The sequence below is a fragment of the Streptomyces venezuelae genome, from assembly GCF_008642375.1.
GTDB classification, from domain to species: domain Bacteria; phylum Actinomycetota; class Actinomycetes; order Streptomycetales; family Streptomycetaceae; genus Streptomyces; species Streptomyces venezuelae_G.
Genome location: NZ_CP029194.1, coordinates 5267467 through 5294462, shown reverse-complemented (window position 1 = coordinate 5294462; position 26996 = coordinate 5267467). Strand labels below are relative to the sequence as shown.

The 26996-nt window shown below is 70.9% G+C and carries 23 protein-coding genes; 8 read left to right on the top strand and 15 right to left on the bottom strand.

The window, feature by feature from the left end:
* Window positions 1-54: 54 nt before the first annotated feature.
* Both DEJ46_RS24400 and DEJ46_RS24395 read left to right on the top strand, forming a co-directional pair.
* Complete coding sequence (locus tag DEJ46_RS24400) at window positions 55-1818, top strand: LCP family protein (RefSeq protein ID WP_150269655.1); 1764 nt, start codon at window positions 55-57, stop codon at window positions 1816-1818.
* A gap of 50 nt (window positions 1819-1868) precedes the next feature.
* On the top strand, window positions 1869-3680 hold the full coding sequence (locus DEJ46_RS24395) for an LCP family protein (RefSeq protein WP_223835054.1): 1812 nt from the start codon (window positions 1869-1871) through the stop codon (window positions 3678-3680).
* A 79-nt stretch (window positions 3681-3759) separates the two neighbouring features.
* Here the strand turns inward: DEJ46_RS24395 and DEJ46_RS24390 are convergent, their stop codons facing one another.
* Window positions 3760-4785, bottom strand: coding sequence for a glycosyltransferase family 2 protein (locus DEJ46_RS24390; RefSeq protein WP_150269654.1), 1026 nt, complete (start codon window positions 4783-4785; stop codon window positions 3760-3762).
* A gap of 219 nt (window positions 4786-5004) precedes the next feature.
* Here DEJ46_RS24390 and DEJ46_RS24385 point away from each other — a divergent pair, with 219 nt between their 5' ends.
* Window positions 5005-6396: an LCP family protein gene (locus DEJ46_RS24385; protein WP_150269652.1), complete on the top strand. Its 1392-nt coding sequence runs from the start codon at window positions 5005-5007 to the stop codon at window positions 6394-6396.
* An 85-nt stretch (window positions 6397-6481) separates the two neighbouring features.
* Here DEJ46_RS24385 and DEJ46_RS24380 read toward each other — a convergent pair whose 3' ends face one another.
* Window positions 6482-7015 (bottom strand): acyl-CoA thioesterase, encoded by a 534-nt coding sequence (locus tag DEJ46_RS24380; RefSeq protein ID WP_055643142.1) that lies wholly within the window; start codon window positions 7013-7015, stop codon window positions 6482-6484.
* Window positions 7016-7134: 119 nt separating this feature from the next.
* Here DEJ46_RS24380 and DEJ46_RS24375 point away from each other — a divergent pair, with 119 nt between their 5' ends.
* Both DEJ46_RS24375 and DEJ46_RS24370 read left to right on the top strand, forming a co-directional pair.
* A complete protein-coding gene (locus tag DEJ46_RS24375) occupies window positions 7135-8427 on the top strand; it encodes an LCP family protein (RefSeq protein ID WP_190622866.1) in 1293 nt (430 codons plus the stop codon).
* 225 nt (window positions 8428-8652) lie between these two features.
* The gene (locus DEJ46_RS24370; protein WP_150269650.1) at window positions 8653-10257 is read left to right on the top strand and encodes a collagen binding domain-containing protein; all 1605 of its coding nucleotides are present in this window, start codon (window positions 8653-8655) and stop codon (window positions 10255-10257) included.
* Window positions 10258-10321: 64 nt separating this feature from the next.
* Here DEJ46_RS24370 and DEJ46_RS24365 read toward each other — a convergent pair whose 3' ends face one another.
* The gene (locus DEJ46_RS24365; protein WP_150269648.1) at window positions 10322-11497 is read right to left on the bottom strand and encodes an acyl-CoA dehydrogenase family protein; all 1176 of its coding nucleotides are present in this window, start codon (window positions 11495-11497) and stop codon (window positions 10322-10324) included.
* Window positions 11498-11623: 126 nt separating this feature from the next.
* Between DEJ46_RS24365 and DEJ46_RS24360 the strand changes: the two genes are divergently transcribed.
* A complete protein-coding gene (locus DEJ46_RS24360) occupies window positions 11624-12949 on the top strand; it encodes a UDP-glucose dehydrogenase family protein (protein WP_150269646.1) in 1326 nt (441 codons plus the stop codon).
* 68 nt (window positions 12950-13017) lie between these two features.
* On the opposite strand, the gene DEJ46_RS24355 is transcribed toward DEJ46_RS24360, so the two are convergent.
* The 4 genes from DEJ46_RS24355 to DEJ46_RS24340 all read right to left on the bottom strand — a co-directional run bounded on the left by DEJ46_RS24355 (window position 13018) and on the right by DEJ46_RS24340 (window position 16948).
* Window positions 13018-13938: a membrane dipeptidase gene (locus tag DEJ46_RS24355; protein ID WP_150269644.1), complete on the bottom strand. Its 921-nt coding sequence runs from the start codon at window positions 13936-13938 to the stop codon at window positions 13018-13020.
* 123 nt (window positions 13939-14061) lie between these two features.
* Window positions 14062-15279: a dipeptidase gene (locus tag DEJ46_RS24350; protein WP_150269641.1), complete on the bottom strand. Its 1218-nt coding sequence runs from the start codon at window positions 15277-15279 to the stop codon at window positions 14062-14064.
* Window positions 15276-15803, bottom strand: coding sequence for a 5-(carboxyamino)imidazole ribonucleotide mutase (gene purE, locus DEJ46_RS24345; RefSeq protein WP_150269639.1), 528 nt, complete (start codon window positions 15801-15803; stop codon window positions 15276-15278). The genes DEJ46_RS24350 and purE overlap by 4 nt, the downstream gene beginning before the upstream one ends.
* Before the next feature lie 5 nt (window positions 15804-15808).
* A complete protein-coding gene (locus DEJ46_RS24340; RefSeq protein WP_150269637.1) occupies window positions 15809-16948 on the bottom strand; it encodes a 5-(carboxyamino)imidazole ribonucleotide synthase in 1140 nt (379 codons plus the stop codon).
* Window positions 16949-17136: 188 nt separating this feature from the next.
* On the opposite strand from DEJ46_RS24340, the gene DEJ46_RS24335 reads away from it, so the two are divergent.
* Window positions 17137-17652, top strand: coding sequence for a GtrA family protein (locus DEJ46_RS24335; protein WP_150269635.1), 516 nt, complete (start codon window positions 17137-17139; stop codon window positions 17650-17652).
* Between the two features lie 28 nt (window positions 17653-17680).
* Here DEJ46_RS24335 and DEJ46_RS24330 read toward each other — a convergent pair whose 3' ends face one another.
* Together DEJ46_RS24330 and DEJ46_RS24325 are read right to left on the bottom strand one after the other, a co-directional pair.
* On the bottom strand, window positions 17681-18952 hold the full coding sequence (locus DEJ46_RS24330; RefSeq protein WP_150269633.1) for an ATP-binding protein: 1272 nt from the start codon (window positions 18950-18952) through the stop codon (window positions 17681-17683).
* A 9-nt stretch (window positions 18953-18961) separates the two neighbouring features.
* Window positions 18962-19639 (bottom strand): response regulator transcription factor, encoded by a 678-nt coding sequence (locus DEJ46_RS24325; protein WP_055643128.1) that lies wholly within the window; start codon window positions 19637-19639, stop codon window positions 18962-18964.
* Window positions 19640-20062: 423 nt separating this feature from the next.
* On the opposite strand from DEJ46_RS24325, the gene DEJ46_RS24320 reads away from it, so the two are divergent.
* Complete coding sequence (locus tag DEJ46_RS24320; protein WP_150269631.1) at window positions 20063-21583, top strand: peptide MFS transporter; 1521 nt, start codon at window positions 20063-20065, stop codon at window positions 21581-21583.
* A gap of 73 nt (window positions 21584-21656) precedes the next feature.
* Here DEJ46_RS24320 and DEJ46_RS24315 read toward each other — a convergent pair whose 3' ends face one another.
* The 6 genes from DEJ46_RS24315 to DEJ46_RS24290 all read right to left on the bottom strand — a co-directional run bounded on the left by DEJ46_RS24315 (window position 21657) and on the right by DEJ46_RS24290 (window position 26779).
* The gene (locus tag DEJ46_RS24315; protein WP_150269629.1) at window positions 21657-23153 is read right to left on the bottom strand and encodes a hypothetical protein; all 1497 of its coding nucleotides are present in this window, start codon (window positions 23151-23153) and stop codon (window positions 21657-21659) included.
* 14 nt (window positions 23154-23167) lie between these two features.
* Window positions 23168-24250 carry a neocarzinostatin apoprotein domain-containing protein gene (locus DEJ46_RS24310; protein ID WP_150269627.1) on the bottom strand — a complete coding sequence of 361 codons (1083 nt, stop codon included), beginning with the start codon at window positions 24248-24250 and terminating at the stop codon, window positions 23168-23170.
* A complete protein-coding gene (locus tag DEJ46_RS24305) occupies window positions 24247-25110 on the bottom strand; it encodes a hypothetical protein (protein WP_150269626.1) in 864 nt (287 codons plus the stop codon). The genes DEJ46_RS24310 and DEJ46_RS24305 overlap by 4 nt, the downstream gene beginning before the upstream one ends.
* Complete coding sequence (locus tag DEJ46_RS24300; RefSeq protein ID WP_190623258.1) at window positions 25110-25799, bottom strand: peptidase; 690 nt, start codon at window positions 25797-25799, stop codon at window positions 25110-25112. The genes DEJ46_RS24305 and DEJ46_RS24300 overlap by 1 nt, the downstream gene beginning before the upstream one ends.
* A 118-nt stretch (window positions 25800-25917) precedes the next feature.
* Window positions 25918-26337: an ATP-binding protein gene (locus tag DEJ46_RS24295; RefSeq protein ID WP_150269622.1), complete on the bottom strand. Its 420-nt coding sequence runs from the start codon at window positions 26335-26337 to the stop codon at window positions 25918-25920.
* 70 nt (window positions 26338-26407) lie between these two features.
* Window positions 26408-26779: an STAS domain-containing protein gene (locus tag DEJ46_RS24290; RefSeq protein ID WP_150269620.1), complete on the bottom strand. Its 372-nt coding sequence runs from the start codon at window positions 26777-26779 to the stop codon at window positions 26408-26410.
* Window positions 26780-26996: the final 217 nt, after the last annotated feature.

Sequence of the window (26996 nt, the reverse complement as noted above, 5' to 3'; positions counted from 1 at the left end):
ATGCGGCGCCGGGGGAGGCGCCTCGCGTGGCACCGACGGAGGACTCGAGTAACCGTGGACGCGCACAGCCGTGGACGGGCGGACGAGATCGACCCCGCCGACCAGTGGGTACTCAACCCGCAGACGGGCAACTACGAACTGCGACTGGACCACTCCGCTGGGCAGCCGCAGGCACCGTCCCGACCCCGGAGATCGAGCACGGCCACCGAGGCCGAAGCGCCCCGCACCGGCCGCGGTGCCGGTGGCGGTGCCGGCACCGCCACCGAGGCACCCGTCCCCGGTCAGCGCCGCCGCCGTGTCTCCGAGCAGGGCGGCGGCAGTCAGCCGCCGGCCAGCCGCCGCAAGCCCAAGCAGGGCGCGTCCCGCAAGAAGAAGGTCCTCCTCTGGACCGGCGGCACCATGGCCTTCGTACTCGTGGGCGGCGCCACCGGCGCGTACCTGCTGTACAAGAAGCTCGACGGCAACATCGGCACGGTCGACGTCGGCACGGCGGCCGTCCAGACGCCCGGGATGGACGGGCCGCTCAACATCCTGATCATCGGCAACGACGTCCGTACCGGTGAGGGCAACGAGAGCTACGGCAACAAGACCAACGTCACCGGCCACGCCGACACGACGTTCCTCATCCACGTCGCCGAGGACCGCACCAACGCCACGGCCGTGAGCATCCCCCGCGACCTCAAGATCAAGATCCCGGACTGCCCCACGAAGCAGCCCGACGGCTCCACCAAGGTGATCCCCGGCTCGGTCGGGACGACCAAGTTCAACGAGTCGTTCGGGGTCAACGGCCGCGACCCCGGCTGCACCATGCGCACCATCACCGAGATGAGCGGCATCGGCATCAACCACTTCATGATGGTCGACTTCAACGCGGTCAAGACGCTGTCGACCGCCGTCGGCGGCGTGAAGGTCTGCCTGAACAAGCCCATCCGCGACACCAAGTACTCCAAGCTCAACCTCGACGCGGGCGAGCACAAGATCCAGGGCGAGGACGCGCTCGCCTTCCTCCGCAACCGCCACGGTCTCGGCAACGAGAGCGACCTGGACCGCATCAAGATGCAGCAGCAGTTCCTCGCGTCGATGATGCGCCAGCTGAAGGAAGACACGCTGGACAGCCCGACGCAGCTGCTCGACGTCGCGAACGCGGCGACCGACGCGCTGACGGTGGACAAGGGCATAGGAAGTGCCCTGAAGCTGACCAGCCTTGCCAAGGAGATCGGCAAGGTCGACCTCAAGAACATCAGCTTCATGACCGTGCCGGTCGTCGACAACCCCGACGAGCCGCCGAACAAGCGGGCGACCGTGGTCCTCGACCAGACCAAGGCCCCGCAGGTGTTCGACATGATCCAGAACGACGTCTCCTTCACCGAGGTGAAGAAGAAGGAGAAGGACGCCAAGAACGCCAAGGCGCAGGCCCAGGCGAAGCTCCTCCAGGGCACGCGCGCCGAGGCCGCCGACGTACGCGTCGACGTCTACAACGGCAGCGGCATCACCGGGGCCGCGCAGTCCACGATCCTCTGGCTGCAGAACGACATGGGTGTGAGCCGCTCCTCCAACAAGAGCAACGCCCCCGAGAAGGCGGCGAAGACCACACTCACCTACGCACCGAACCAGGCCGATCAGGCCCGCAAGCTCGCGGACATGATGGGGCTGCCCGCCACGGCTCTCAAGCCGGGCACGCAGGACGCCGGGGAACGCGAGCCCATGACGCTCATCCTCGGTGCCGACTTCAAGGGCGCGGGGGCGCCCGTCAAGGGTCCGACGAAGGCGCCGGACGTCGACAAGGTAGAAGCCGACAAGAAGGTGTGTGCCGAATGACCTGGAAACACCGGGCCGCGGCGCACGGCTGAATCACGAGGGGACCTGGGGTGGGACAGAACGTGCGTGGGGAGGGAACGCGGGGACGCGTTCCGCGCGCCCGTGAACTGGGCTGGGACGACGACCTCTACGGAGCGGGGGAGGCGACCGGCGCCGGGAGCGGGACCGGAGAGGCGACCGGCGCCGGGAACGGGGCCGCGGCCGACGACGCCGGATCCGGCGGTACGTCCGCGCCGGCGTCGACCCGGGCCGAGCGGCGTCGCAGCGGTACCGCCGGCGGAGGGGCGGAGACCGGTGGCGACGCGCGGACGAGCCACCGCCGCGGCGGCTCGCGCCGCCGGGCCAAGAAGGCCGGCAAGCACAAGGTGCTGCGCTGGGCGGCGATCACCCTCGCCGTGCTGATACTCGGCACGGCCGGCGCCGGATACCTGTACTACGAGCACCTCAACGGCAACATCCGCAGCGGTGACCGCACCGGCGGCAACAGTGGCGCGAAGAAGGCCGCGCCGAACGCGCTCGGCGACACCCCGCTCAACATCCTCCTCATAGGCTCCGACAGCCGGGCCGACGAGAAGAACATCGCCCTCGGCGGCGGCCGCAACGACAAGGACCGCAAGCCGCTCGCCGACGTGCAGATGCTGCTCCACGTCTCGGCGGACCGCGAGAACGCCTCGCTCATCTCCATCCCGCGCGACACGGTCGTCAAGATCCCGGAGTGCAAGGACAAGGACGGCACGCCCTACGCCGCCACCGACAACCGGCCCATCAACGAGTCGCTCCAGCGCGGCGGTCCCGGCTGCACCCTCACCACCTGGGAGAGCCTCACCGGGGTCTACATCGACCACTGGCTGATGGTCGACTTCGCCGGTGTGGTGGCCATGGCCGACGAGGTCGGCGGCGTCCCCGTCTGCGTCAAGACCGGTGTGCACGACAAGTCGACCGCACGGGTGAAGGGCGGCTCCGGGCTGAAGCTGCCGGAGGGCACCACCGAGGTCAAGGGCGTGCAGGCGCTCCAGTGGCTGCGTACCCGGCACGCCTTCGGCAGCGACCAGAACCGCGCCAAGGCCCAGCACATGTACATGAACGGCATGATGAAGAGGCTCCAGGAGCAGAACGCCTGGACCGACACGGGGCGCCTGACGGGCCTGGCCGAGACCGCCACCAAGTCCCTTCAGGTGTCGCAGGACCTCGACACCGTGAAGAAGCTCTTCGATCTGGCGATGCAGCTCAAGAACGTGAAGGTCGACCGTCTGACGACGGCGACCGTCCCCACGGACGCGTACCCGCCGCGGCCGAACGAGTGGCTGCAGCTGCGGCCCTCCGCCGCCGACAAGATGTGGTCGATGCTCCGGGACGACGTCGCCCTCGACAAGAACGGTGACAAGTCCGGCGCGAAGGCGAAGCCAAAGCCCACCGCCTCCCCCAAGCCCACGACGCCGGCCGAGGCTCCCGGCTCCTTCGCCGTGACCGTCGTCAACGGCACCGACGGCAACGGCGAGCCGGCCGTCGAGGGCCGGGCCCGCGACATGGCCGAGGCGCTCCAGGGCAAGGGCTTCACCCAGGCCGACTCCTCCCGGGAGGGCGGCGCCCGCAAGGACACCGTCGTCACCTACCCCAAGGCGGACGCCGACCAGGGCAAGGCGAACGCGCTCTCCGTGGCGAAGGCGCTCGGTCTGCCCGCCTCGGCCGTACGGACCGACGCCGAGGCGAAGGGCATCACCCTGGTCGTCGGCGCGGACTGGCGCGAGGGCACCACGTACAAGAAGCCGAAGCCGGTGGCCGGCGACCTGCCGGACGGCGCCGACGACAAGGCGGAGTGCATGGACATCTACTCGGTCTACCGGTGGGACGGGAAGAGCTGAGCACGGTGAGCCGCGCATGACCGACGGCCGGGCCCCTTTCCGGGGCCCGGCCGTCGGTCATGCTCCGGGGAACGGGGAATCAGACCGTCTCGGACTCGCCGGCCTTCACCGCCGGGCGGCGGCTCGCGATGACCTTCCGGGCCAGCGAGCGCGGGCTCGTCAGGAAGCCGAACCCCCACGACATGTGCATCGTCGCGAGCGCCACCGGGATCTGCAGACGGGCCTTCAGCGACAGGCCCTTGCCCGCCGGGAGCGAGCCCGCCGTGATCGCGGCGAGGTAGCCCGCCGGGACCACGAAGCCGAGCGGGGTGAGCGTGGCGCCCACCACGAGGCCCGCGGCGATGGCGCAGACGGCCGTGGGCGGGGCCAGGTAGCGGAGGTTGATGGAGCCCTGGTGGTAGCGGGCCACCACGTGGCGCCAGCGGCCGTAGTCCTTGTACTGCTTCGCGAGGGCCTTCACCGAGGGCCTCGGGCGGTACTGGACGCGCAGCTCCGGCGAGAACCAGATGAGGCCGCCCGCCTCGCGGATGCGGAAGTTCAGCTCCCAGTCCTGGGCGCGGATGAACTCGACGTTGTACCCGCCCTGCTGCTCCAGGGCCTCGCGCCGGAAGACGCCCAGGTACACGGTCTCCGCCGGGCCGGCCTCGCCGCCCGTGTGGAAGGCCGCGTTGCCCACGCCGATCTTCGAGGTCATCGCGGCGGCGACCGCGTCCTCCCAGGCGTTCTCGCCCTCGGCGTGCATGATGCCGCCGACGTTCTGCGCGCCCGTCTCCTCCAGGAGCCGGACGGCGGTCGCGATGTAGTTCGGCGAGAGCATGCCGTGGCCGTCGACACGCACCACGATCGGATGACGGGAGGCCTGGATCGCCGCGTTGAGAGCGGCGGGGGTGCGGCCCGTGGGGTTCGGCACGGTGTGGACGCGGGGGTCTTCGCGGACGAGTTCGGCGGCGATCTCGTCGGTACGGTCCTTGGACGGACCGAGCGCGATCACCACCTCCATCTCGCCGTCGTACTCCTGCTCCAGGATGTGACGAACCGAGGTGCGCAGATGCCGTTCCTCATTCAGGACCGGCATGATCACGGAGACGGGGGGCATGGCGTTCATTGCCCGCCACGTTACCGCGAACGGGGGACACCGGTGCGCGCCGCATGGGTGGTGCACCCTTGCGCTGATCGTATGGGCCTACCGTGCTCACGGTTCCCCTTGTCACACCCGCGGAGGTGTCCGTCCGTGCCCACACCGCCCCGCACGCCCCCTCGCAGGCCCGCCCCCCGGCCGCCCGCACCGGTCCGCCGGCGGCGACGGAGGCGGCCCCGGTGGGGGATGCGGATGGCGACCGCGCTGTCCGTGGTGGTCCTCGCGGCAGGCGGGATCGGGCACGCGGTGGTGACCGGCCTGGACACCGGGATCACCCGGGTCGACCCCTTCAAGGACATGAAGAACCGGCCGCAGGCGGGGCACGGGATGAACGTCCTCGTCGTCGGCACCGACGGCCGCGACCGGATCACCCCGGAGGAGAAGGAGAAGTACCGGCTCGGCGGCGCGCCCTGCCACTGCACGGACACCGTGATGCTCGTGCACATCTCGGAGGACCGGGAGCGGGCGAGCGTCGTGAGCCTGCCCCGGGACTCGTACGCCGAGATGCCCGAGCACACCGACCTGACCAGCGGCAAGAGGCACAACTCGCACCCCGTGAAGCTGAACGCCGCCTATGCGGAGGGCGGGCCCGGGCTGACCGTGCGGACCGTCGAGTCGATGACCGGCGTCAAGATCGACCACTACCTGGAGGTCGACTTCACCAGCTTCATGCGGACCGTGGACGCGATCGGCGGGGTGCAGATCTGCACGACCCGGGCGGTCAAGGACTCCTACACCGGGCTCGACCTCGCGGCCGGCACCCATGAGCTCGACGGCGGGCAGGCCCTCCAGTACGTCCGCTCGCGGCACATCGACGGGGCCGCCGACATCGGGCGCATGCAGCGCCAGCAGAAGTTCCTGGCGGCGCTCATCGACCGGGCGACGAGCGGCGGGGTGCTCCTGAACCCGGTGCGGTTCCGGGAGATGGCCACGACGATGCTGAGCTCGGTCCGGGCGGACGAGGACTTCGGTACGGATCAGATGCTGGCGCTCGCCAAGGCGATGCGGGGCTTCACGCCGGCGTCCTCGGAGTTCGTGTCGGTGCCGATCGGCGACATGAGCTTCCCGGTCAAGGGGATCGGGTCGACGGTGAAGTGGGACGCGGCGAAGGCGCAGAAGCTGTTCCAGGCGCTGCGGGAGGACCGTCCGCTCGCGCCGGCCCCGCCGAAGGAGGCGTCCGCCGGGAAGGGCGCCGCCCCGAGGACGGCCGTGGTGGACGTGGCTCCGCGCACCATCCGGGTGCAGGTCTACAACGGGACCCGGACGGACGGGCTCGGCCGGAAGGTGGACGACGCGCTGCGCGCCACCGGCTTCGACACGACCAGGACGCCTCTGACCGGGTCCGGCCAGGAGCGGGCGCGGACGCTCGTGGAGTACGACCCGCGCTGGGACCGCTCGGCGAAGTCCCTCGCGGCGGCGCTGCCGGGGTCGGAGCTGCGGGCGGTGGCGGGGCGGGGCGGGACGCTGCGGGTCACGGTGGGGGCGGACTACCGGGGTGTCACGGGAGTCCGGGCGGAGGAACCGGGGCGGGGCGGCCCGTTCGAGGCGGTGACCGGGGACCAGGTGGTCTGCCCGTGAGGGCCATGAGGGCCATGAGGGGCTTAAGCGCCGTGAGGAGTACGCCTCCGGGGGCGGGGGCCGCTCGCCGGCGGCCCCCTGGGCGTCAGTCCTCGTAGCCCTCTGCGGCCCGGCGTTCGCGGAGGTCCTTGATCGCCTGGCGGCGGGCCAGACGGTGGGTGCGGCGGATCTGGGCCTCCTGGTTGCGGCGCTTGTCCTGCTCCGTCTCCGGGACGACCTGCGGGACGCGCCGCGGCTTGCCGTCCGCGTCGACGGCCGCGAAGACCAGATAGGCCGAGCCGACCTGGGTGGCGGGCGTGGACTCGTTCCAGCGCTCGGCCATGACCCGTACGCCGACTTCCATGGACGACCGGCCGGTCCAGTTGACCTGGGCCTTCACGTGCAGCAGGTCGCCGACCCTGACCGGCTCCAGGAAGGCCATCTCGTCCATCGAGGCGGTGACCGCCGGGCCGCCCGAGTGCCGGCCCGCGACGGCGCCGGCCGCGTCGTCCACCAGTTTCATGATCACGCCACCGTGCACCGTACCGAGGAGGTTGGTGTCGTGGCTCGTCATGATGTGGCTGAGTGTGGTGCGGGAGGCCGAGGTGGGCTTGCCGGGGATATCGCCCTGTTCTGTCATGCCCTCCACCTTATGCCGGGTCGCACCCCTGTCCGGTTTGCATCAGCTTGGCAACAGCACCGGTCCGATTTTCCACCCGGCCTGTCCAGGGGATTCCCCCGCCCGGCACACTGGTCCGCATGAATGACTGGCCCGAAGACGGCGGACACGGCCGCAACGCGAACTCCCAGCCCGAGGGTGCTCGCAGGATGCGCCATGTGCAGCGCCCGCAGGCTCCGCAGCAGCCGCAGCACGGTTACGACCAGGGCTACGGCCAGGACCAGGGCTACAACCCGAACTTCACCCAGGCCCAAGGCTCGGGCTACGACTCCGGTTACAGCTCGGGCCAGGTCTACGGCGGCTCGCAGGGCGGCCGGCAGGGTGGTGGCGCCCAGGGCGGCGGCCCGGGCAGCGTCCCGCCGTACTCCCCGCAGGGCCCCGGGCGCCCCGCCCCGGACTGGCGCAAGCGCGCCAAGATCGGTTCGATCGTCCTGGCCGTCGGCGTCCTCGCCTGGGGCATCGGCACGTACGCCTGGGCCAGCTCCCAGATGCGCAACGAGGTCGACCTCTCCAAGGTCATCGAGCGGCCGTCGGAGGGCGACTGCACGACGTACCTGATCGTCGGCTCGGACAGCCGTGAGGGCATGTCCGCCGAGGAGAAGAAGAAGCTGCACACCGGCTCCGCCGAGGGCAAGCGGACCGACTCGATGATGATCCTCGCGGCCTGCTCCAGCGGGAACACGATGGTCTCGCTCCCCCGTGACTCGTGGGTGACGATCCCGTCCTTCGTCGGCTCCGAGTCGGGCAAGCAGTACCCGGCCCGCGGCGGCTCCAAGCTGAACGCGGCGTACGCGATGGACGGCCCCGAGCTGCTCGTGCGGACCGTCGAGTTCAACACCGGTCTGCGCATCGACCACTACGCGGAGATCGGCTTCGCCGGCTTCGCGAACATCGTGGACGCGCTCGGCGGCGTGGAGCTCAACATCGAGAAGGGCTTCAAGGACAAGAAGTCCGGTGCCGACTTCCAGGCGGGCGAGCAGACTCTCAACGGCGAGCAGGCCCTGGCCTTCGTCCGGACCCGGTACGCCTTCGCCGAGTCGGACTTCGCGCGGACGAAGAACCAGCAGAAGTTCCTCTCCGCCCTGGCGAACCAGGCGGCGACGCCGGGCACGATCCTCAACCCGTTCGCGCTGTACCCGACGCTCGGCGCCGGCCTGGAGACGCTGATCGTGGACAAGGACATGTCGCTGTACGACCTCGGGAAGATGTTCTTCGCGATGAAGGGCATCAGCGGCGGCGACGGCAAGTCCATGAACATGCCGCTCGCCGGCAGCGCCCCGCAGAACTCCTACAAGTGGGACATGCCGAAGGTGAAGCAGCTCGTCGAGCAGATCCGGAACGACGAGAAGGTGACGGTCACCTCGGACCGCTGACATCTCGTCCTACGATTCGCACTGTTCACGCGAATGGGGCCCTGCCGGCACTCCGCCGGCGGGGCCCTTTCTCTTTTCAGCAGGTAATTATCCGCGTCACACAATTACCGCGATCGGTGACGTCATTCTTTTCCGTGCGAACGCGTCGCGTGAATTCGATCACCTCCCCGTGCTAATTCTGACCCACCGTCAGCAGCCTTCGTTTCGCACGAGGAGAACCCTGCAGTGACCCCATCCGCGCAGCCTCGCAGGAGATCCACCACCCTGCGGGTGGCCGCAACAGCCGCTCTGCTCGTCGCCGGTTTCCTGCCGGCCACCCTCGCGACGGCCGACGCTCCGCCGCCCAGCCTCACCGGCAGTGACTTCGAGATCGACACCGACGCCAATCTGCGCGTCGACGTCAACGGCGATCTCGACTGGAACAACGTCACGGAGATCCGCACCGGGGACACCACGGCCCCTGACACCTCCTTCGTGGAGGGAACGAAGGAAAACACGGCCGTCCCCACGATCGAGAGCGGCGGCATTCCGCCGAACAAGAGCGACCTGAAGTTCTTCGGCCTCCACCAAGAAGGCGGCACCAGCGACGGCTTCCTGCACCTGTACTGGACCCGTGTACAGGACCCCAGCGGCTCCACGAACATGGACTTCGAGCTCAACCAGAGCCGGACCAAGAGCGCCAACGGCGTCACCCCGATCCGTACGGTCGGCGACCTGCTGATCACCTACGACCTCAGGCAGGGCGGCACCCGGCCGGAGCTCGCCCTGCGTCGGTGGACGAGCGCCGGCGTCTGGAGCGCCGAGGAGGACCTGGACGCGGCGGGCGACGCGACCGGCTCGATCAACAGGCTCAACACGATCACCGCCACCGAAGGCGGCGTGCTCGGGGCGCTCGACAGGAACACCTTCGGTGAGGCCTCGGTCCGGCTGAGCGCGATCTTCCCCGAAAACAACGGCTCGTGCCGGTCGCTCGGCGCGGCCTACCTCAAGAGCCGCGCGTCGGGTGGCTCGTTCAACGCGGTGCTGAAGGACTTCATCCCGCCGGCGAACATCGACATCTCCAACTGCGGCAGCGTCAAGATCCTCAAGACCGACGACCGGGACGTGGAGCTGGAAGGCGCCGAGTTCACGCTGTACCAGAACTTCGCGCCGCTGACCCCGCCGCTGGGCGCGGAGGACATCGAGACGACACTGAAGTGCACGACCGACTCCACCGGTGAGTGCACCATCCCCAACGTTCCGACCGGGAACTACATCGTCCACGAGACCGTCGTCCCGGCGGGTCACGACCGGGCGCCCGACCAGGCCATCGTCGTGGACGCCGACGAGGAGGAGACGGTCTCCTTCGTCGATCCCCGGCAGCGCGGCGCGATCCTGATCACCAAGCTGCGCAAGCACGCCGAGGCGGGTGCGGGCAACACCGCCCACGCGGGTGTGCGGTTCTCGGTCGACAACGGCGAGACCAAGGAGACCGGCGCCGACGGCACGGTCTGCTTCGACAACCTGGAGTTCGGCTCGCACACCGTCAGCGAGGTGACGCCCGCCGGTTACAAGCCCCAGGAGGACCAGACGGTCACCGTGGACAACAAGGCGAGCTGCGGCGACGAGCCGTACGTCGGTGAGACGGCGGAGTTCATCAACGTCCCTCTCTCGAACATCACGGTCTCGTTCGCCTCTCAGGTGCAGGGCGGAACCAAGTCCAAGATCAGCTGCACCGGCCTGGCGGCGACCCCGCCGGACGGCAGCCCCAACGCCTTCGACGACACCTCGGAGACGTTCGAGGACCTGGAGCCCGGTACGTACACCTGCACGGTGGTCGTCGACCCGTGACGGTGAGATGACATGAGGCACGGCGCCACCCCCGACGGGGGTGGCGCCGTGCTCGTTCGTGCCGTTACGGGAGGTTGCGGGCCATGACGATGCGCTGGACCTGGTTGGTGCCTTCGTAGATCTGGGTGATCTTGGCGTCGCGCATCATGCGCTCGACGGGGTAGTCGCGGGTGTAGCCGTAGCCGCCGAGGAGCTGGACGGCGTCGACGGTGACCTCCATGGCGACGTCGGAGGCGAAGCACTTGGCGGCGGCGCCGAAGAAGGTGAGGTCGGCGTCGGTGCGCGAGGCCCTGTAAACCCGTTCAGAGCGCGCGGCGGCGGCGTAGGTGAGCTGGCGGGCGGCCTCGAGCTTCATGGCCATGTCGGCGAGCATGAACTGGACGCCCTGGAAGTCGGCGATGGGCTTGCCGAACTGCTTGCGTTCCTTGACGTAGCCCTTGGCGTAGTCGAGGGCGCCCTGGGCGATGCCGATGGCCTGGGCGGCGATGGTGACGCGGGTGTGGTCGAGGGTCTTCATCGCGGTGGCGAAGCCGGTGCCCTCGGCGCCGATCATGCGGTCGGCGGGGATGCGGACGTTGTCGAGGTAGACCTCGCGGGTCGGGGAGCCCTTGATGCCGAGCTTCTTCTCCGGGGCGCCGAAGGAGACGCCCTCGTCGGACTTCTCCACGACGAAGGCGCTGATGCCCTTGGAGCGCTTGTCGGGGTCGGTGACGGCCATCACCGTGTAGTACTCCGAGACGCCGGCGTTGGTGATCCACCGCTTGACGCCGTTGAGGACCCAGAAGTCCCCGTCGCGCACCGCGCGGGTCTTCATGCCGGCCGCGTCGGAGCCCGCGTCGGGCTCGGACAGGGCGTAGGAGAACATCGCGTCGCCCTTGGCCAGCGGGCCCAGGTACTTCGCCTTCAGCTCCTCCGAGCCGGACAGGACCACCGGCAGCGAGCCCAGCTTGTTCACCGCCGGGATCAGCGAGGACGAGCCGCACACCCGCGCGACCTCCTCGATCACGATCACCGTCGCCAGCGCGTCCGCGCCCGCGCCGCCGTACGCCTCCGGCACGTGCACCGCGTGCAGGTCGTTGGCGACCAGCGCGTCCAGCGCCTCCTGCGGGAACCGGTGCTCCTCGTCCACCGCCGCCGCGAACGGAGCGATCTTCGCCTCCGCCAGCGCGCGCACCGACTCACGGAGCATGTCGTGCTCCTCGGAGGGCCGATACAGGTCGAAATCAGACGAACCCGCCACGTTCACTCACTCCCGTGTTCGTTAACTACCGTTAAGTAACTCGAAGGGTACGGGCGCGCCCCGGCCTCGGGCCAGGGCACGACTATGCTCGGGCAGGCATTCCGCCCGACGTCACTGGAGTACCGCATGGCCCTCAAGATCACCGTGATCGGCACCGGCTACCTCGGCGCCACCCATGCCGCGGCGATGGCGGAGCTGGGCTTCGAGGTGCTCGGCCTGGACGTCGTCCCCGAGAAGATCGAGCTGCTGTCCTCCGGGCGCGTCCCGATGTACGAGCCGGGTCTCGAGGAGCTCCTCGCGAAGCACGTGGCCGGCATCGAGGGATCGACCGGCCGGCTGCGCTTCACCACCTCCTGGGAGGAGGTCGGCGCCTTCGGCGACGTGCACTTCGTCTGTGTGAACACCCCGCAGAAGCACGGCGAGTACGCCTGCGACATGAGCTACGTCGACGCCGCCTTCGCCTCCCTCGCCGCGGTCGTCCGCGAAGGGGCCCTCGTCGTCGGCAAGTCGACCGTGCCGGTCGGCTCGGCGGAGCGGCTCGCGGAGCTGCTGCCCGAGGGCGTCGAGCTCGCCTGGAACCCGGAGTTCCTCCGGGAGGGCTTCGCCGTCCAGGACACCCTGCGCCCGGACCGCATCGTGGTCGGCGTGCAGGGCGAGCGCGCCGAGAAGACGCTGCGCGAGGTGTACGCGGTCCCCGTCGGCCAGGGCTCGCCGTTCGTGGTGACCGACTTCCCGACGGCCGAGCTGGTCAAGACGTCCGCGAACTCCTTCCTCGCCACGAAGATCTCCTTCATCAACGCGATGGCCGAGCTCTGCGAGGCCACCGGCGGCGACGTCGCCAAGCTGGCGGAGGCCATCGGCCACGACGACCGGATCGGCGCCAAGTTCCTGCGGGCCGGCATCGGCTTCGGCGGCGGCTGCCTGCCCAAGGACATCCGGGCCTTCATGGCCCGGGCGGGCGAGCTGGGCGCCGACCAGGCGCTGACCTTCCTGCGCGAGATCGACTCGATCAACATGCGGCGGCGCGGCCAGATGGTGGAGATGGCGCGCGAGGCCCTCGGCGGGTCCACCTTCCTGGGCCGCCGGGTCGCCGTGCTCGGCGCGACCTTCAAGCCGGACTCGGACGACGTCCGCGACTCCCCCGCGCTGAACGTGGCGGGCCAGATACACCTCCAGGGCGGCCAGGTCACCGTCTACGACCCGAAGGGCATGGAGAACGCGCGCCGCGTCTTCCCGACCCTGGGGTACGCCGAGACGGCCCTGGACGCGGTGCGTGGGGCGGACGTGGTGCTGCACCTGACCGAGTGGCGGGAGTTCCGCGAGCTCGACCCGGCGGAGCTCGCCGCGGTCGCCTCCTCGCGGGTGATCCTCGACGGCCGCAACGCCCTCGACGGCGAGCGGTGGCGGGCGGCGGGCTGGACCTACCGGGCGATGGGCCGCCCGCGGGCCTGAGACGACGAGCAGGAGGGGCGCACCGCCGTGGCGGTGCGCCCCTCCTCCGTGTGCCCCTGTACGTACCGTCAGGCCGCGGCCGGGCGGATGCGGTTCGTCCGCGCCAGGAACTCGGTCTCCCGCAGCGCCCTGGTGGTGTTGGCGTGGGCGAGCCCGACCAGGTCCTGGGCGGGCCAGCCCCGGCGGAGCAGCTCCGCGAAGAGCGGGACGTAGCCGCGGGCCGGGGCGGTGGTGTGGGAGATGCCCGTGGCGCGCGGCCCCGCCTCCGTACGCACCCGGTCGAGGACGTCGGCGTCCGCGGTCGGGTCGTCCGTGACCGTGACCATGCAGACGGCGCCGTTCTCGCCGAGGAGCCCCAGCACGTCGTCCGGGAGGACTTCCGGTGCCGCCCTGGTCAGCAGGGCCGGGGCCCGGGTGACCGCGAGGGCGCGGCGGACGGTGTCCTGGTCGGCGCCGGAGAGGTCCACGGCCAGGCCGAGCCGGTTCATCTCCCGTACGGCCTCGCGGGCGAAGCGGTCGAAACGGGTGAGGTTCACGGCCCGTACGCCCAGGGCGTGGTAGGCCCGCAGGGTGGCGGCCGAGCCGCCGAGCGCGGGCCAGCCGACCGGGCCGAGCAGGGCGGCGACCCGGCCGCAGTTCCCGGCGTGGGCCATCTCGGACGTGCTGTGCACGAGCCGCAGGTCCTCGGGACAGGCGGCGACGAGCGCGCGGATCGCGTCGATCCGCCGCAGCGTGCCGATGACGCCCTCGTCGGCGTCCACGTGCAGGGACCAGAACTGCGCTCCCACCTCCGCCGCGCGAGCGGGCGGAAGGTCCTCGGGGTCGAGGGACGGGGGCAGTTCCGTATGGCCCTCGACCACGGGCTGGGCGGCCAGGATGGCGCGGGCCCGGGCCGTCTCGTCGAGCGGGGGTGGGGACTCGGCGGTATCCAGCGCGCCGACGGCGGCGGGGGCGGCAGAGATGGGGGAATGGTCGTCGAGATCTGCCATGGTGCTACTCCGAACTCGGTGATGCAGTACCGCCCCGCCGAGAGCGGCGGGGCAGTACCGTCCACCGTGCCACCGGCCGGAGGCCGGGGCGCGGCGGAGTAGACCGTCCGGGTGACGGATCCGTTACGGAGCGTCCTGTCCGACCGGTGCGTCCAGGACGTCGATCGTCGCGTTCGACGGGGACGTGCGGGAGCGGAGGTCGCGGGAGACCGCTTCCGCGTCGCGGAGGGCGCGGACCGCGTTGGACCAGGTCAGCTTGGCGAGGTCCGGGTGCGACCAGCCGCGGTGGAGGAGCTCCGCGATCAGGTTCGGGTAGCCGGCGACGTCGTCGAGGCCGGCCGGGGTGAAGGCCGTCCCGTCGTAGTCGCCGCCGATGCCGATGTGGTCGATGCCGGCGGCCTCGCGCATGTGGTCGAGGTGGTCGGCGACCGTGGCGACGGTGGCGATCGGGCGCGGGTTCTCCGCCTCGAAGGCGCGGTGCAGCTTCATCGCCGCGGCGGTGGTGTCGAGGTGGTCGAAGCCGTGCGCCCGGAGGTTGTCGTCCGCCCGCGCGGTCCACTCGACGGCCGCGGGGAGGATGAACTTCGGTACGAACGTGGCCATCGCGACGCCACCGTTGGCGGGCAGCCGCTCCAGGACGTCGTCCGGGATGTTCCTCGGGTGGTCGCAGACCGCCCGGGACGAGGAGTGCGAGAAGATCACCGGCGCGGTCGAGGTGTCGAGCGCGTCCCGCATGGTCGTCGCGGCGACGTGGGAGAGGTCGACGAGCATGCCGGAGCGGTTCATCTCTCCGACGACGGCCCGGCCGAAGGCGGAGAGCCCGCCGACACCCGGCTCGTCGGTCGCCGAGTCCGCCCAGTCGTTGTTGTCGTTGTGCGTGAGCGTCATGTAGCGGACGCCCAGGGCGTGCAGCGCGCGCAGGGTGGCGAGGGAGTTGTTGATCGAGTGGCCGCCCTCGGCGCCCTTGAGCGAGGCGATACGGCCCTGCTCGCGGGCCGCCTCCATGTCGTCCGCCGTCAGGGCGGGGGCGAGGTCGGCGGCGTACCGCTCCAGGAGCTGGTCGACGATGTCGATCTGCTCCAGGGTCGCGCTGACCGCGTCGTCGCCGGCGAGCCGGCAGGGGACGTAGACCGACCAGAACTGGGCGCCGACGCCGCCGGCCCGCATCCGGACGAGGTCGGTGTGGAGGGCGCCGGTCTGGTCCGCGCCGATGTCCATCCGGTCCAGGTCGTAGCGGACGTGCTCGCGCAGCGCCCACGGGAGGTCGTTGTGGCCGTCGACGACGGGGTGGCCCGCGAGCAGCTCGCGGGCCTCCGCCAGACGGTCCGCCGCCGCGCTCACTTGGCGAAGCCGAAGGACTCCGCGCCCTCGACCTTGGCCCGCAGGCGCTTGCCCTTCTCCGTGGCCTGGTCGTTGAGCTCCTGGAGGAACTCGTTCATCCGGGCGAGCAGTTCGGGGTCGTGCGCGGCGAGCATCCGGGCCGCGAGCAGGCCCGCGTTGCGCGCGCCGGCGACGGAGACCGTGGCGACGGGGACGCCGGCCGGCATCTGCACGATGGAGAGCAGCGAGTCCATGCCGTCGAGGTACTTCAGCGGCACGGGCACGCCGATGACCGGGAGCGGGGTGACGGAGGCGAGCATGCCGGGCAGGTGGGCGGCGCCGCCCGCGCCCGCGATGATCGCCTTCAGGCCGCGGCCCGCGGCCTCCTCGCCGTACGCGATCATCTCGCGGGGCATCCGGTGCGCGGAGAGGACGTTGACCTCGTACGCGATCTCGAACTCGTCCAGGGCCTGTGCGGCGGCCTCCATGACGGACCAGTCGGAGTCGGATCCCATGGCGATGCCGACGACGGGGGCGGTGCTCATGCTGCTCACTCGGTGATCGTTCCTCGCAGGTAGCCGGCGGCGTGACGCGCGCGCTCCAGCACGTCGTCCAGGTCGTCGCCGTAGGTGTTGACGTGCCCCACCTTGCGGCCGGGCTTCACGTCCTTGCCATACATGTGGATCTTGAGCTGCGGGTCCCTGGCCATGCAGTGCAGGTACGCGGAGTACATGTCCGGGTAGTCGCCGCCCAGGACATTGCACATCACGGTCCACCGGGCGCGCGGCCGCGGATCGCCGAGAGGGAGGTCGAGGACCGCCCGGACGTGGTTCGCGAACTGCGAGGTGACCGCGCCGTCCTGGGTCCAGTGCCCGGAGTTGTGCGGGCGCATCGCCAGTTCGTTGACGAGGATGCGGCCGTCCGTGGTCTCGAAGAGCTCGACGGCGAGGTGGCCGACGACCCCCAGCTCCTTGGCGATGCGGAGCGCGAGCTCCTGCGCCTGCCCGGCGAGTTCGTCGTCGAGGCCGGGCGCGGGCGCGATGACCGTGTCGCAGACGCCGTCGACCTGACGGGACTCGACGACCGGGTAGGCCACGGCCTGGCCGTGCGGGGAGCGGACGATGTTCGCCGCGAGCTCGCGCGTGAAGTCGACCTTCTCCTCGGCGAGGACCGGGACGCCCGCGAGGAACGGGTCGCGGGCCTCCGTCTCCGTACGCACGAACCAGACGCCCTTGCCGTCGTAGCCGCCGCGCACGGTCTTGAGGATGATCGGGAAGCCGCCGACCTCGGCCGCGAAGGCCACGGCGTCCGCCGGGTCCGCGACGATGCGGTGGCGGGGGCTCGGCGCGCCGATCTCGTCGAGCTTGGCGCGCATCACCCCCTTGTCCTGGGCGTGCACCAGCGCGTCGGGCCCCGGCCGGACGGGGATGCCGTCCGCCTCCAGGGCTCGCAGGTGCTCCGTGGGGACGTGCTCGTGGTCGAAGGTGATCACGTCACATCCGCGCGCGAAGTCACGCAGCGTGTCCAGGTCGCGGTAGTCGCCGATGACGACCTCGCTCACCACCTGGGCCGCGGAGTCCTGCGGGGTGTCGCTGAGGAGCTTGAACTTGATGCCGAGGGGGATGCCCGCCTCGTGGGTCATACGGGCGAGCTGCCCGCCGCCGACCATGCCTACTACGGGGAACGTCACCCTCTTAGGGTATCCGCACCATCAGGGAACACTCGTCCGCCTGTGGTTTGCGACAAGGACAGCGCAGGTGAGAACCGGCTTTCCCCGTGGTTTGCGAGGTACCCGGGCGGGTGACAGGGGGTCTGGTTAGCATGGTTGGGTTGACGTCGCCCGGACGTCACCCGGACGAACGGGACAGGCCCATCACCATGAGTGAACCCGGCGCGCTGCGCATGCGACTCAACGGGCTCTTCCGTGAGGTCGCCAAGTTCGGGGCAGTGGGGGCTGTCGGTGTTCTGGTCGACCTCGGGGTGTTCAACCTCGTACGGCACTTCACGGACCTGCCGGTCGTGCGCGCGAGCATCATCGCCACGCTGGTCGCGATCGCCTTCAACTACGTGGGGTTCCGTTACTTCACGTACCGCGACCGGGACAAGAGCAGCCGCACCAAGGAGATGTCGCTCTTCCTCCTCTTCAGCCTGATCGGTCTGGTGATCCAGAACGGTCTGCTGTACGCGGCGACGTACGGCTTCGGCTGGGACGGTCCGCTCGCGAGCAACTTCTTCAAGTTCTTCGGCATCGGCGTCGCGACGCTGTTCCGCTTCTGGTCGTACCGCACGTGGGTGTTCCGCGCGCTGCCCGCGAAGGAAGCCGTGCAGGCCGCCGAATCGTTCCTTGAGCAGCCGCCGCGCCAGCCGGCCCGCCGCCAGCCCGACCGCGTCTGACTCCCGCCGCCGGCCCGACCGCGTCCGATCACCTGACGGGGCGCTCCCGCGCGTCGTCCGAGACGCTCCTGACCTCTCGGCTCAGGAAGAGCGCGAAGACCGGCGGGTGCTCCTTGAGGAGCTCCAGGCGCCCGCCGTCCGCCTCCGCCAGGTCACGGGCGACGGCCAGGCCGATCCCTGTGGAGCTGCGGCCGCTCACGGCCCGCTCGAAGATCCGCGCGCCGAGGTCGGACGGGACGCCGGGGCCCTCGTCCGTGACCTCGATCACCGACTGGTTGCCGGTGACCCGGGTCCGTACGGCGACGGTGCCGCCGCCGTGCATGAGTGAGTTCTCGATCAGCGCCGCGAGGACCTGGGCGACCGCGCCCGGGGTGCCGACGGCCCGCATTCCCTGCTTCCCCGAGTGCACGATGGCCCGCCCGGCGCTGCGGTAGGCCGACCGCCACTCCTCCAGCTGCTGCTTGACGACCTCGTCGAGGTCGAAGGCGACGGCGGAGCCCGTACGGGGGTCGCGGGAGTTCGTCAGGAGCCGTTCGACGACGTCGGTGAGCCGCTCGACCTGCGTGAGCGCGATCGTCGCCTCCTCCTTGACCGTGTCCAGGTCGTCGGCGAGGGCCACCTCCTCCAGGCGCATGGAGAGGGCCGTGAGGGGCGTACGGAGCTGGTGCGAGGCGTCGGCGGCGAGCCGGCGCTCGGCGGTGAGCATCCGGGCGATGCGCTCGGCGGAGGCGTCGAGGACGTCCGCGACCCGGTCGAGCTCGGGAACCCCGTACCGCCGGTGCCGGGGCCGGGGGTCGCCCGATCCGAGGCGCTCGGCGGTCTCGGCGAGGTCGGTCAGCGGCGACGCCAGCTTGTCGGCCTGGCGTACGGCGAGGAGGACGGCGGCGATGACGGCGAGCAGCGCCACCGCGCCGATGATCAGGAGGGTGCGGCCGACCTCGGCGGTGACGGCCGAGCGGGGCTCCTCGACGATCACGGTCTCGCCGCGCTCCCCTTCCGCGAGGCCCCGCGTGACGTCGCCCTCGGGGCGGGTGCCGATCTCGATCGTGTCGCGGCCGGGGATACGGATCTGGGCGTACCGCTTGGCGCCGCTCTGCTCGGCCAGGATGTCCGGGTTGACCGGCTCGCCGCCGATGAGCCGGCTGTCGACGATGGAGACGATCCTCAGCGCCTCCGAGTCCACGCTCTCCTGCGCGCTGCTGGAGATCGTGCGGGTCTCGACGATGACGAGGGAGACGCCGAAGACGGCGATGACGACGAGCACCACGGCGAGCGTGGAACTGATCAGACGGCGGCGCAAGACGCTTCCCTAGCTCTTTTCGAAGCGGAAGCCGACTCCGCGCACGGTGGCGATGTAGCGCGGGTTGGCGGCGTCGTCGCCGAGCTTCTTGCGGAGCCAGGAGATGTGCATGTCGAGGGTCTTGGTGGAGGACCACCAGGTGGTGTCCCAGACCTCGCGCATCAGCTGGTCGCGGGTGACGACCCGGCCGGCGTCCCGGACGAGGACCCGGAGCAGGTCGAACTCCTTGGCCGTGAGCTGGAGCTCCTCGTCGCCCATCCAGGCGCGGTGCGACTCGACGTCGATCCGGACGCCGTGCGTCGAGGGGGCGGCGACGGGCTCGCTGGAGCCGCGCCGCAGCAGGGCCCGGACCCGGGCGAGGAGTTCGGCGAGGCGGAAGGGCTTGGTGACGTAGTCGTCGGCGCCCGCGTCGAGCCCGACGACGGTGTCGACCTCGTCCGCCCGCGCGGTGAGGACCAGGATCGGGACCGCGTGACCTTCGGCACGCAGCCGGCGGGCGACCTCCAGGCCGTCCATGCCGGGCAGCCCCAAGTCGAGTACGACCAGGTCCACTCCGCCCTGGAGTCCGGCGTCGAGAGCGGTCGGACCGTCCTCGCGGACCTCGACCTCGTACCCCTCTCTCCGCAGGGCGCGGGCCAGCGGTTCCGAGATGGATGCGTCGTCCTCGGCGAGCAGTACACGGGTCATGGGGTGATGGTAGTCCGCACGGCCACTGCGTCGTGGCGGGATCGGCCCGGCCCCGGTTGCCCCTGGGGATCCTGTGGGCATCCTGCTCATGACCTTCGAATGAGCCTGTGTGGTTGCATGAATGCCTGTGATCCATCTCTCAAGTCCTTCCATATCCGGCACTGTCGTGTCGTATGGTGGCGAGACGTCTGTAGCGGTAATCGGGGACCTTTGGCCAGCTTCGTGCGCCGAGGTCCTCTTTCTGCGTGAGGTCGGCCAGCCGATCTCGAAAGACGGTGAACGACCTGTGGGCCGGGTTCCGGGACGCGAAGACGCGCCCGGGGCGTGGATCCCGGTGGAGTCCAACGGCTCCGCCGGTGCCGGCCTCCCCCACCGGGCGCACCCCGCTCACAAGGCGAGCGTCCCGACAGAGCAAGGATCGACATGGCGTCCAGCCTGACGACGGCTTCGACCGGAGTTCCCCGGTACCAGAAGACGTTCCTCGGCCACCCCCGAGGCCTGACCACCCTCTTCTTCACCGAGATGTGGGAGCGTTTCTCCTACTACGGCATGAGGGCCCTGCTGGTGTACTACCTGGTCTCCGGCGGCGCCGACGCCGCCGTGGGAAGCCAGGGCGGCGGTCTCGCCATGAAGGCCGCCACCGCGACGGCCATCTACTCGGTCTACGTCTCCATGGTCTACCTCATGGCCATGCCCGGCGGCTGGTTCGGTGACCGCGTCTGGGGCGCCCGCAAGACCGTCACCATCGCCGGTTTCGTGATCATGGCGGGCCACATCTCGCTGGCGCTGCCCGGCTCCGCGATGTTCTTCGTCGGCCTCGCGCTGGTGGCCGTCGGTTCGGGTCTGCTGAAGGCCAACATCTCGACGATGGTCGGTCACCTCTACGACGGTCCCGAGGACCCGCGTCGCGACGGCGGCTTCACCCTCTTCTACGTCGGCATCAACCTCGGCGCCTTCGTCTCCCCGCTGCTGATCGGCACGATCGGCAAGGAATACAACTGGCACCTCGGCTTCGCGCTCGCCGCGGTCGGCATGGGTCTCGGTCTCGCCGTCTTCCTCGGGTTCGCCAAGAGCCTCAACCCGAAGAGCAGCGAGGTCCCGAACCCGCTCTCGGCCGACGAGCGCAAGGCGATCATCACCAAGGTCGCCCTCGTCACCGTCGTCGTGGCCGTCTTCTACGGCGTCGTCGTCGCCCTCGGCCTGTACACGCTGAACTGGGCCCTGGTCCCGCTCACGATCGCCGGTCTGCTCATCCCGATCGCCGTCCTGGCCCGCATCAGGCGCGACAAGGACCTCGACTCGTCCGAGAAGTCGAAGGTGAACGGCTACATCTGGTTCTTCGTGGCCGCCGCTATCTTCTGGATGATCTACGACCAGGGTGGCTCGACCCTGTCGCTGTTCGCGGACAGCAAGACCGCCGACACCGTCTTCGGCCTCGGCTTCTCCGCCACCTGGTACCAGTCCCTGAACCCGCTCTTCGTCATGGCGCTCGCCCCGGTCTTCGCCTGGCTGTGGCTGTGGCTGGCGCGGAAGAACCAGGAGCCGAACACCATCGTGAAGTTCGCGATGGGTCTGGTCCTCGTGGGCGCGTCCTTCTTCGTGTTCATCGTCCCGATGAACATGTCGGGCGACGGCACGATGGTCTCCCCGATGTGGCTCGTCTCGATCTACATGATCCAGACCATCGGTGAGCTGTGCCTCTCCCCTGTCGGCCTCTCCGTCACCACGAAGATGGCGCCGAAGAAGTACGCCTCCCAGATGATGGGTGTCTGGTTCCTCGCCGTCACCGCCGGTGACTGCACCACGGGTCTGCTCTCCATCGCGGGAGTCGACCTCAACGGCACAGGGATCATCGCGATGCAGGCGACGCTCGCCGTCGCGGCAGGCTTCGCGATCTACATGTACCGCAAGAAGGTCCAGGGGCTCATGGGCAGCGTCCACTGACCTGCTCGCCCTTCTGTACGCGCGAAGGCCGCCGCACCGGTTCGGTGCGGCGGCCTTCGCCGTTGCCGCGTCGTCAGCGCCTCAGCCGCGCCCACGGGGTGAAGGTGAACACCGCGCCGCCGAGGAGGATGACCGTGCCCGCGACCAGGGCGAGGGCGCGCAGGGCGCCGTCGCTCTCGGAGCCGGTCTCGGCGAGGTTCTCACCGGAGGAGCCGCCGGAGGCCGCCGCACTGCCGCCGGAGCCGGAGCCCGAGCCCGAGGCGCTCGAACCGCCGTCGGAGCCGCCGCTCGCCCCGCCCGCCTGCTTGCTGGTGTCCAGCTCGAGGGAGGCGTTCACCGCTCCCTTGACCTGGCAGGGGATCTCCATCTTCGCCTCGCCGAGCGTGACGCTGATGGTCAGCGCACCCGGACTGAGCGTGGACTTCCCGGTCGCGCCGGGCTTGTACGTGCCCTTCATGTCCTCCAGGCTCACCGGAGCTCCCGCCGCGACCGCGGTGGGGTTGGGTGCGCCGGTGACCTTCACCGTGCCGCTGTCCGCCCCACCGATCCTGACCGCCATGGAGGGTACGAGAGCCCCCTTGGGGAGGGGAGCGGGGCTGTTCATGACGCCCTTGGCCGTCTTGACCGTGAGGTCGTAGACGGCGCCGTTCTTCTTCGCGCTGATCGTCACCTTGGAGTTGATGTTCGGCGGGCCGGGGGACGTGCAGGTGAAGGCGACGGTCACCTCCTTGCCGGGGAAGTCGGTCTGACCGCCACCGCCGCCGGAGGTGGAGCCGCCGGCGGAGGCCGAGCCGCCGGACGCCGAGCTGGAGCTTCCGCCAGAGGTGGTCGTGCTGCTGCCGGAGGTGGACGTCGAGCTGCCGGTGCCGGCGCTGCCCGTGTGTCCCTCGGTGGTGGAGCTGCCGCCGGACGTGGTCGTGCTGCTGCCGCCGGAGGTGGTGGTGCTGCCGGAGGTCGTCGTGCTGCTGCCGCCGGACGTGGTCGTGCTGCCACCCGTCGTCGTGGTGGAGCCGGAGCTGTTGCCCCCGGAACTGCTGCCGCCGCCCGCCGTGACCTTGATCGTCGCCGCGACCGGGACCGCTTCCTTCGGTGCGCACTTCGTGTCCGTCGACAGCGGCTTGGACACGTTGATCGTGTACTTGTCGGGCGTCAGCGTGATGTCGCCCGCCGCGGTCAGCTTCAGCTTCCCCTTCATCTCGGGCAGCACCATCGGACTGTTCTTGGGGATCGGCGGGTTGCTCCGCGGTCCCTCCATCGCGACGGTGCCGCTCCCCGCGCCGCCCACCTTCAGGACACCGCTCGGCTTCACGGTGTCCGCTCCGAGGTCGAGCACGTCGGGGTTCTTCGAGGCGGCCTGGACCGTCTTCCAGACGATCTCGACCTCGTCGCCGACCTTGGCCTCCGCCGGTGCGGTGATGAGCACCTTCGTGGTGCCCTGCACCGGCGGGAGCCCGGAGATGGACGGCGGGATGCACTCCGTCTTGTACGAGACCTCGGCGGCCTGTGCGGGGCCGGCGGAAATCAGGATCCCCGCGCCGCCGAGCATCAGCGCGACCCCGGCCGCGCTCATCCTCCGTTGCGTACTCACGCATGTCCCTTCGTCGTCGGACTGCTCTCTGGCGCTGACGGTGCGGAGTCAGGGCTGAACCACGGCAGGACCGTGGCCGGTTCGTCGTCCCTCGCGTCCCCGGTGGCGGGGGCGGGGACGGACGTGCGGGTACGGCGGCGCGGTGCGGCCGTACGGGGAAGGCGGAGGCCCGGGCGGCCGGCGGACGGGCGTCCCGCGGCGGGCCGGGCGCGGTCCACGACCGCCATCCCGATCCGGAACAGCGCGGCCGGCACGACGACGGCGAGCAGCACCCAGAAGAGCGTCACGCCCCAGGGGCGGCCCACCCCCCACGGCTGCTCGACGAGGACCTTGCCCGCGTACCGCACGGAGACCTGGTAGTCGCCGTGCGCGCCCGCCGTGAGTTCGGCCGGGAGCCGGACCAGGGCCTTCTTTCCGGGTTCGATCGTGCCGCGCCACTGGCGTTCCTCGTACTGCGGCGCGAAGACGCCGTGGCTCGTGCCGACCTCGAAGACCGGGTCCTTGACGGCGGCCGAGCCGAGGTTGCCGACGGTGAAGACGACCTCGCGGCGCGGCGGCGCCCCGAACCAGACGAGGAGACCGCTGGAGCCGTCGAGGCGGACGGCCGCGAGGACGGCGAGCCGGCCGTTGCCCGAGGGCTCGGGTAGCGGTGCCGTGGGGTGCCCGGCGACCGTGAACTCCTTGTCGACCGCGCCCTGTTGGCCGGTGACGCCGGCCACGTGCACGACGCAGGGGCAGGGCTTGGGCGGTTCGGCGACCGGGAGCTTCGCGCTGAACGCTCCCCTGGCGTCGACGGTGGCGGCCCGGCCCTCGCTGTTGGCGCAGGAGTTGGTGCCGCCGATGACGCCCTTGCCGGGCGCGGACCGGCCGCAGATCAGGAGCATGAGCAGCGCGCCCGGCTTCCAGCCGCTGCCGCTGACGGTCACCGTGCCGCCCTTGCCTCCCTCGGCCGCCGAGAGCTCGACGACGGGCCCGGGCGCGGCCGTCGCGGTGACCGCGGGCGGCAGCGCGAGGGCGAGGGCCGTGAGCAGGGCGGTGACCAGGGCCGCGGCCGTACGCGACCGCCTCGTCGGCCTCATGTTGTCGCTCCCGTCGACGCGTGCGGGGCAGGGGTACGGGTACGGGGACCCGCATCCGTACGGCTTCCGGCCCTGCCCCGTCGCCGCACCGCCCACGCGCCGCCGCCCGCCGCCGCGAGGAGCAGCCCGGCCGCCCCCGCGAGGGCGGGGAACTCGGCGAAGGCCGCCTCGGCGCGGGCGGTGGCGGGGGGCGCGCCGGGGGCGCGGGCGGTGAGCCGGACGGTGACCGAGTCGAGGGCGGGCGGGTCCGGCCAGGGTTCGGTGCGGGTGGCCCGCTCGCCGGGGCGCAGGGTGAACGGCAGGGCGCGCTCCGGCCGGTCGAGGACCGTGCCGAGGAGGCCCTCGGCGCGGACGGCGAGGGTCGGGGCGAGGACGGTCGTACCGCGGTTGACCAGGGTGTAGCGGAGGGCGCCGGTGGTCTCGTCGACACGGACGTCCTCGACGGTGAGCGCGACGAGGCGCGGGCCGCTCACCCGCAGGAGCAGCTCGACGCTCAGCTCGCGTCCGGCGGCCGTGGCGCGCACGGTGCCGCGGTGGTCGCCCGGCGGGGTGTCCGCGGTGACGGTCACGGCGAACGGCACGTCGGCCCGGGTCCTGGCCGGCACGGTGACGGTCCGCGCGGCGAAGGCCACCGGCGCGCCCTCGCCCGTGAGCCGTACGGTGAGCGGCCGCGCGCCCGGGTTGGTCACCGACAGGCTGTCCTGGAGGACGCTCCCCGCGGGGCCCTCCAGATAGGCGTACGGCCGTCCGGCCGCGGGGGCCGCCGTCCAGGCCTGGGCTGCCGGGGGTGCCGCCGCGACCGCGCCGAGGAGGGCGGCCGCGGCGGCGAGGAGCCCGGAGCGGGTCGCCGCCGCCCGCATCAGCGTGCCGTGCGCCGCGTGAGCCAGAGGACTCCGGCGGCGCCGGTCAGCAGGACGGTTCCGCCGAGGGTCCCGAGGGCCAGGGCGGAGTCGAGCGGGCCGGTCTTGGGCAGTTCGGACCCGGAGCCGTTGTCGTCGCTGTCGTCGTCGGCCGGCGGGGTGTCGTCGCCGGCGACTCCCGTCACGTCGAGTTCCAGCGAGGGCGCGGGGTTGTTCTTCGGCTTGCACTCGGCCGCGTCCATGCCGAGGGCGTGCACGATGAGCGTGCCGGCCGTGAAGGTGACCTTGCCGTTCTTCGTCGGCGTGAACGTCCCGGTCAGCGTGCCGATCTTGATCGGGGTGTCCGGCGGTATGGCGGCCGTGTTCGGCGTGCCCTTGACCTTCACCGTGCCCGACGCGGCCCCGCCGAGGACGAGCTCGGCGCGCGGGGTCATGACGCCCTTGCCCAGCTCGATCGGGCTGTCGGAGACGCCCTTCTCGAAGGACATCGTGATCGTGTAGCCGCTGCCGCTCTTGACGGCCTTGATGTCGACGGGCGAGACGGCGTCCTTCGGGCCGATCTTCGTCACGCACGCGTAGTTCACATCGACGACGGTCGCCTGGGCGGCCGGTGCGGCGGTCAGTACGGCGGCGCCCGCCACCGCGACCGCCGCCGTGAGACCGGCGGCCGTTCTCCTTCGGTTCGGCACCTTGGACACCCGAGCACCCCTCACCACAACGTAACTGACGGTCTTTCAGATTGGCCGTCAAGGTACGCCCGGGGCCTTGCGGAGGGAAGGCAGAGGAACCGGTGAACTTGTGAAAATGCTAGGCGGGTGCGGCCAGTTCGGCCCAGACCGTCTTGCCGGGGGCGCCCGGGGTGCGATCGATGCCCCAGTCCAGGCAGAGTCGCTGGACGATGAACATGCCGTGGCCCCCGGGGCGGCCGGAGCGGTGCGGGGTGCGGGGGGCGGGCTGGCCGGCGCCGCGGTCGGTGACTTCGAGGCGTACGACCAGGGGGCCGCGCAGGACGCGCAGCCGCTCGGGGCCCTCGGCGTGCAGGCAGGCGTTCGTGACCAGTTCGGAGACGACGAGCAGGACGTCCTCGGCGGCGGCCCTGCGGTCGGCGGTGGCGGCCGGAAGCCAGCCCCACTCCGTGAGCGCCGACCGCGTGAAGTCGCGGGCGAGCGGGACGGTGCCGCTGGTCTCGCCGAGGGCGAGCGTACGGACGTCGGAAGCTTGGTCCATCAGCGCTTCACCTCACCGATTGACGAGACAGAGGGGTGGTACGTACGGAGTGAACGGACTCTCTCCGGCCTCAGCCGGGGAGGGCCGTGCCGAGCGTGTCGTGCAGCGTGAAGACGGCCTCCGCGCCGGTGATGCGGAACACCCTGGCGACCGCGGGCCGCATCGCCACCAGATGGACCCCGCCGCCCGCCGCGTCCGCCCGCAACCGGGCGCCGAGCAGGACGTTGAGCCCGGTCGAGTCGCAGAAGTCGAGACCCGAGCAGTCGATGACGAGCCGCGGGCGGCCCGCGTCGAGCGCGGAGTCGAGTGGCGCACGCAACAGTTCGGCGGTGTGGTGATCGAGCTCACCCACAGGGGTGAGGAGTTCGCTTCCCCCACCCACGGTCCGGACCTCGACCCGCAGGCGCGCGGGCTGCGCGCTGCCGATGTGCTGGCGGTCCATGGCCGTGCCTCTTCTCGCTCTCGCGGGTGCCGACTGACGTGCCTCGAACCCTACAAGCGGGGCCCCCTTCCGCGCACACATCGCCCCCACAAACCCACCCAAAGCGGACTATTGACACTTGCAACCATCGGCGTCCACCAGGTAGGGCTAGAGGGGAACACCTGACAGGACACCCGACACGACCGGCCTCGGAGGCGCCGCAAACCGCAGCAGAAGA

Bases quoted from the DNA above. Each gene is read 5' to 3' on its own strand.
- DEJ46_RS24390 (WP_150269654.1), bottom strand. From the start codon at position 4,785: ATGAACGCCATGCCCCCCGTCTCCGTGATCATGCCGGTCCTGAATGAG.
- DEJ46_RS24385 (WP_150269652.1), top strand. From the start codon at position 5,005: ATGCGGATGGCGACCGCGCTGTCCGTGGTGGTCCTCGCGGCAGGCGGG.
- DEJ46_RS24380 (WP_055643142.1), bottom strand. From the start codon at position 7,015: ATGACAGAACAGGGCGATATCCCCGGCAAGCCCACCTCGGCCTCCCGC.
- DEJ46_RS24375 (WP_190622866.1), top strand. From the start codon at position 7,135: ATGAATGACTGGCCCGAAGACGGCGGACACGGCCGCAACGCGAACTCC.
- DEJ46_RS24360 (WP_150269646.1), top strand. From the start codon at position 11,624: ATGGCCCTCAAGATCACCGTGATCGGCACCGGCTACCTCGGCGCCACC.
- DEJ46_RS24355 (WP_150269644.1), bottom strand. From the start codon at position 13,938: ATGGCAGATCTCGACGACCATTCCCCCATCTCTGCCGCCCCCGCCGCC.
- purE (WP_150269639.1), bottom strand. From the start codon at position 15,803: ATGAGCACCGCCCCCGTCGTCGGCATCGCCATGGGATCCGACTCCGAC.
- DEJ46_RS24335 (WP_150269635.1), top strand. From the start codon at position 17,137: ATGAGTGAACCCGGCGCGCTGCGCATGCGACTCAACGGGCTCTTCCGT.
- DEJ46_RS24325 (WP_055643128.1), bottom strand. From the start codon at position 19,639: ATGACCCGTGTACTGCTCGCCGAGGACGACGCATCCATCTCGGAACCG.
- DEJ46_RS24320 (WP_150269631.1), top strand. From the start codon at position 20,063: ATGGCGTCCAGCCTGACGACGGCTTCGACCGGAGTTCCCCGGTACCAG.
- DEJ46_RS24315 (WP_150269629.1), bottom strand. From the start codon at position 23,153: ATGAGCGCGGCCGGGGTCGCGCTGATGCTCGGCGGCGCGGGGATCCTG.
- DEJ46_RS24310 (WP_150269627.1), bottom strand. From the start codon at position 24,250: ATGAGGCCGACGAGGCGGTCGCGTACGGCCGCGGCCCTGGTCACCGCC.
- DEJ46_RS24305 (WP_150269626.1), bottom strand. From the start codon at position 25,110: ATGCGGGCGGCGGCGACCCGCTCCGGGCTCCTCGCCGCCGCGGCCGCC.
- DEJ46_RS24295 (WP_150269622.1), bottom strand. From the start codon at position 26,337: ATGGACCAAGCTTCCGACGTCCGTACGCTCGCCCTCGGCGAGACCAGC.
- DEJ46_RS24290 (WP_150269620.1), bottom strand. From the start codon at position 26,779: ATGGACCGCCAGCACATCGGCAGCGCGCAGCCCGCGCGCCTGCGGGTC.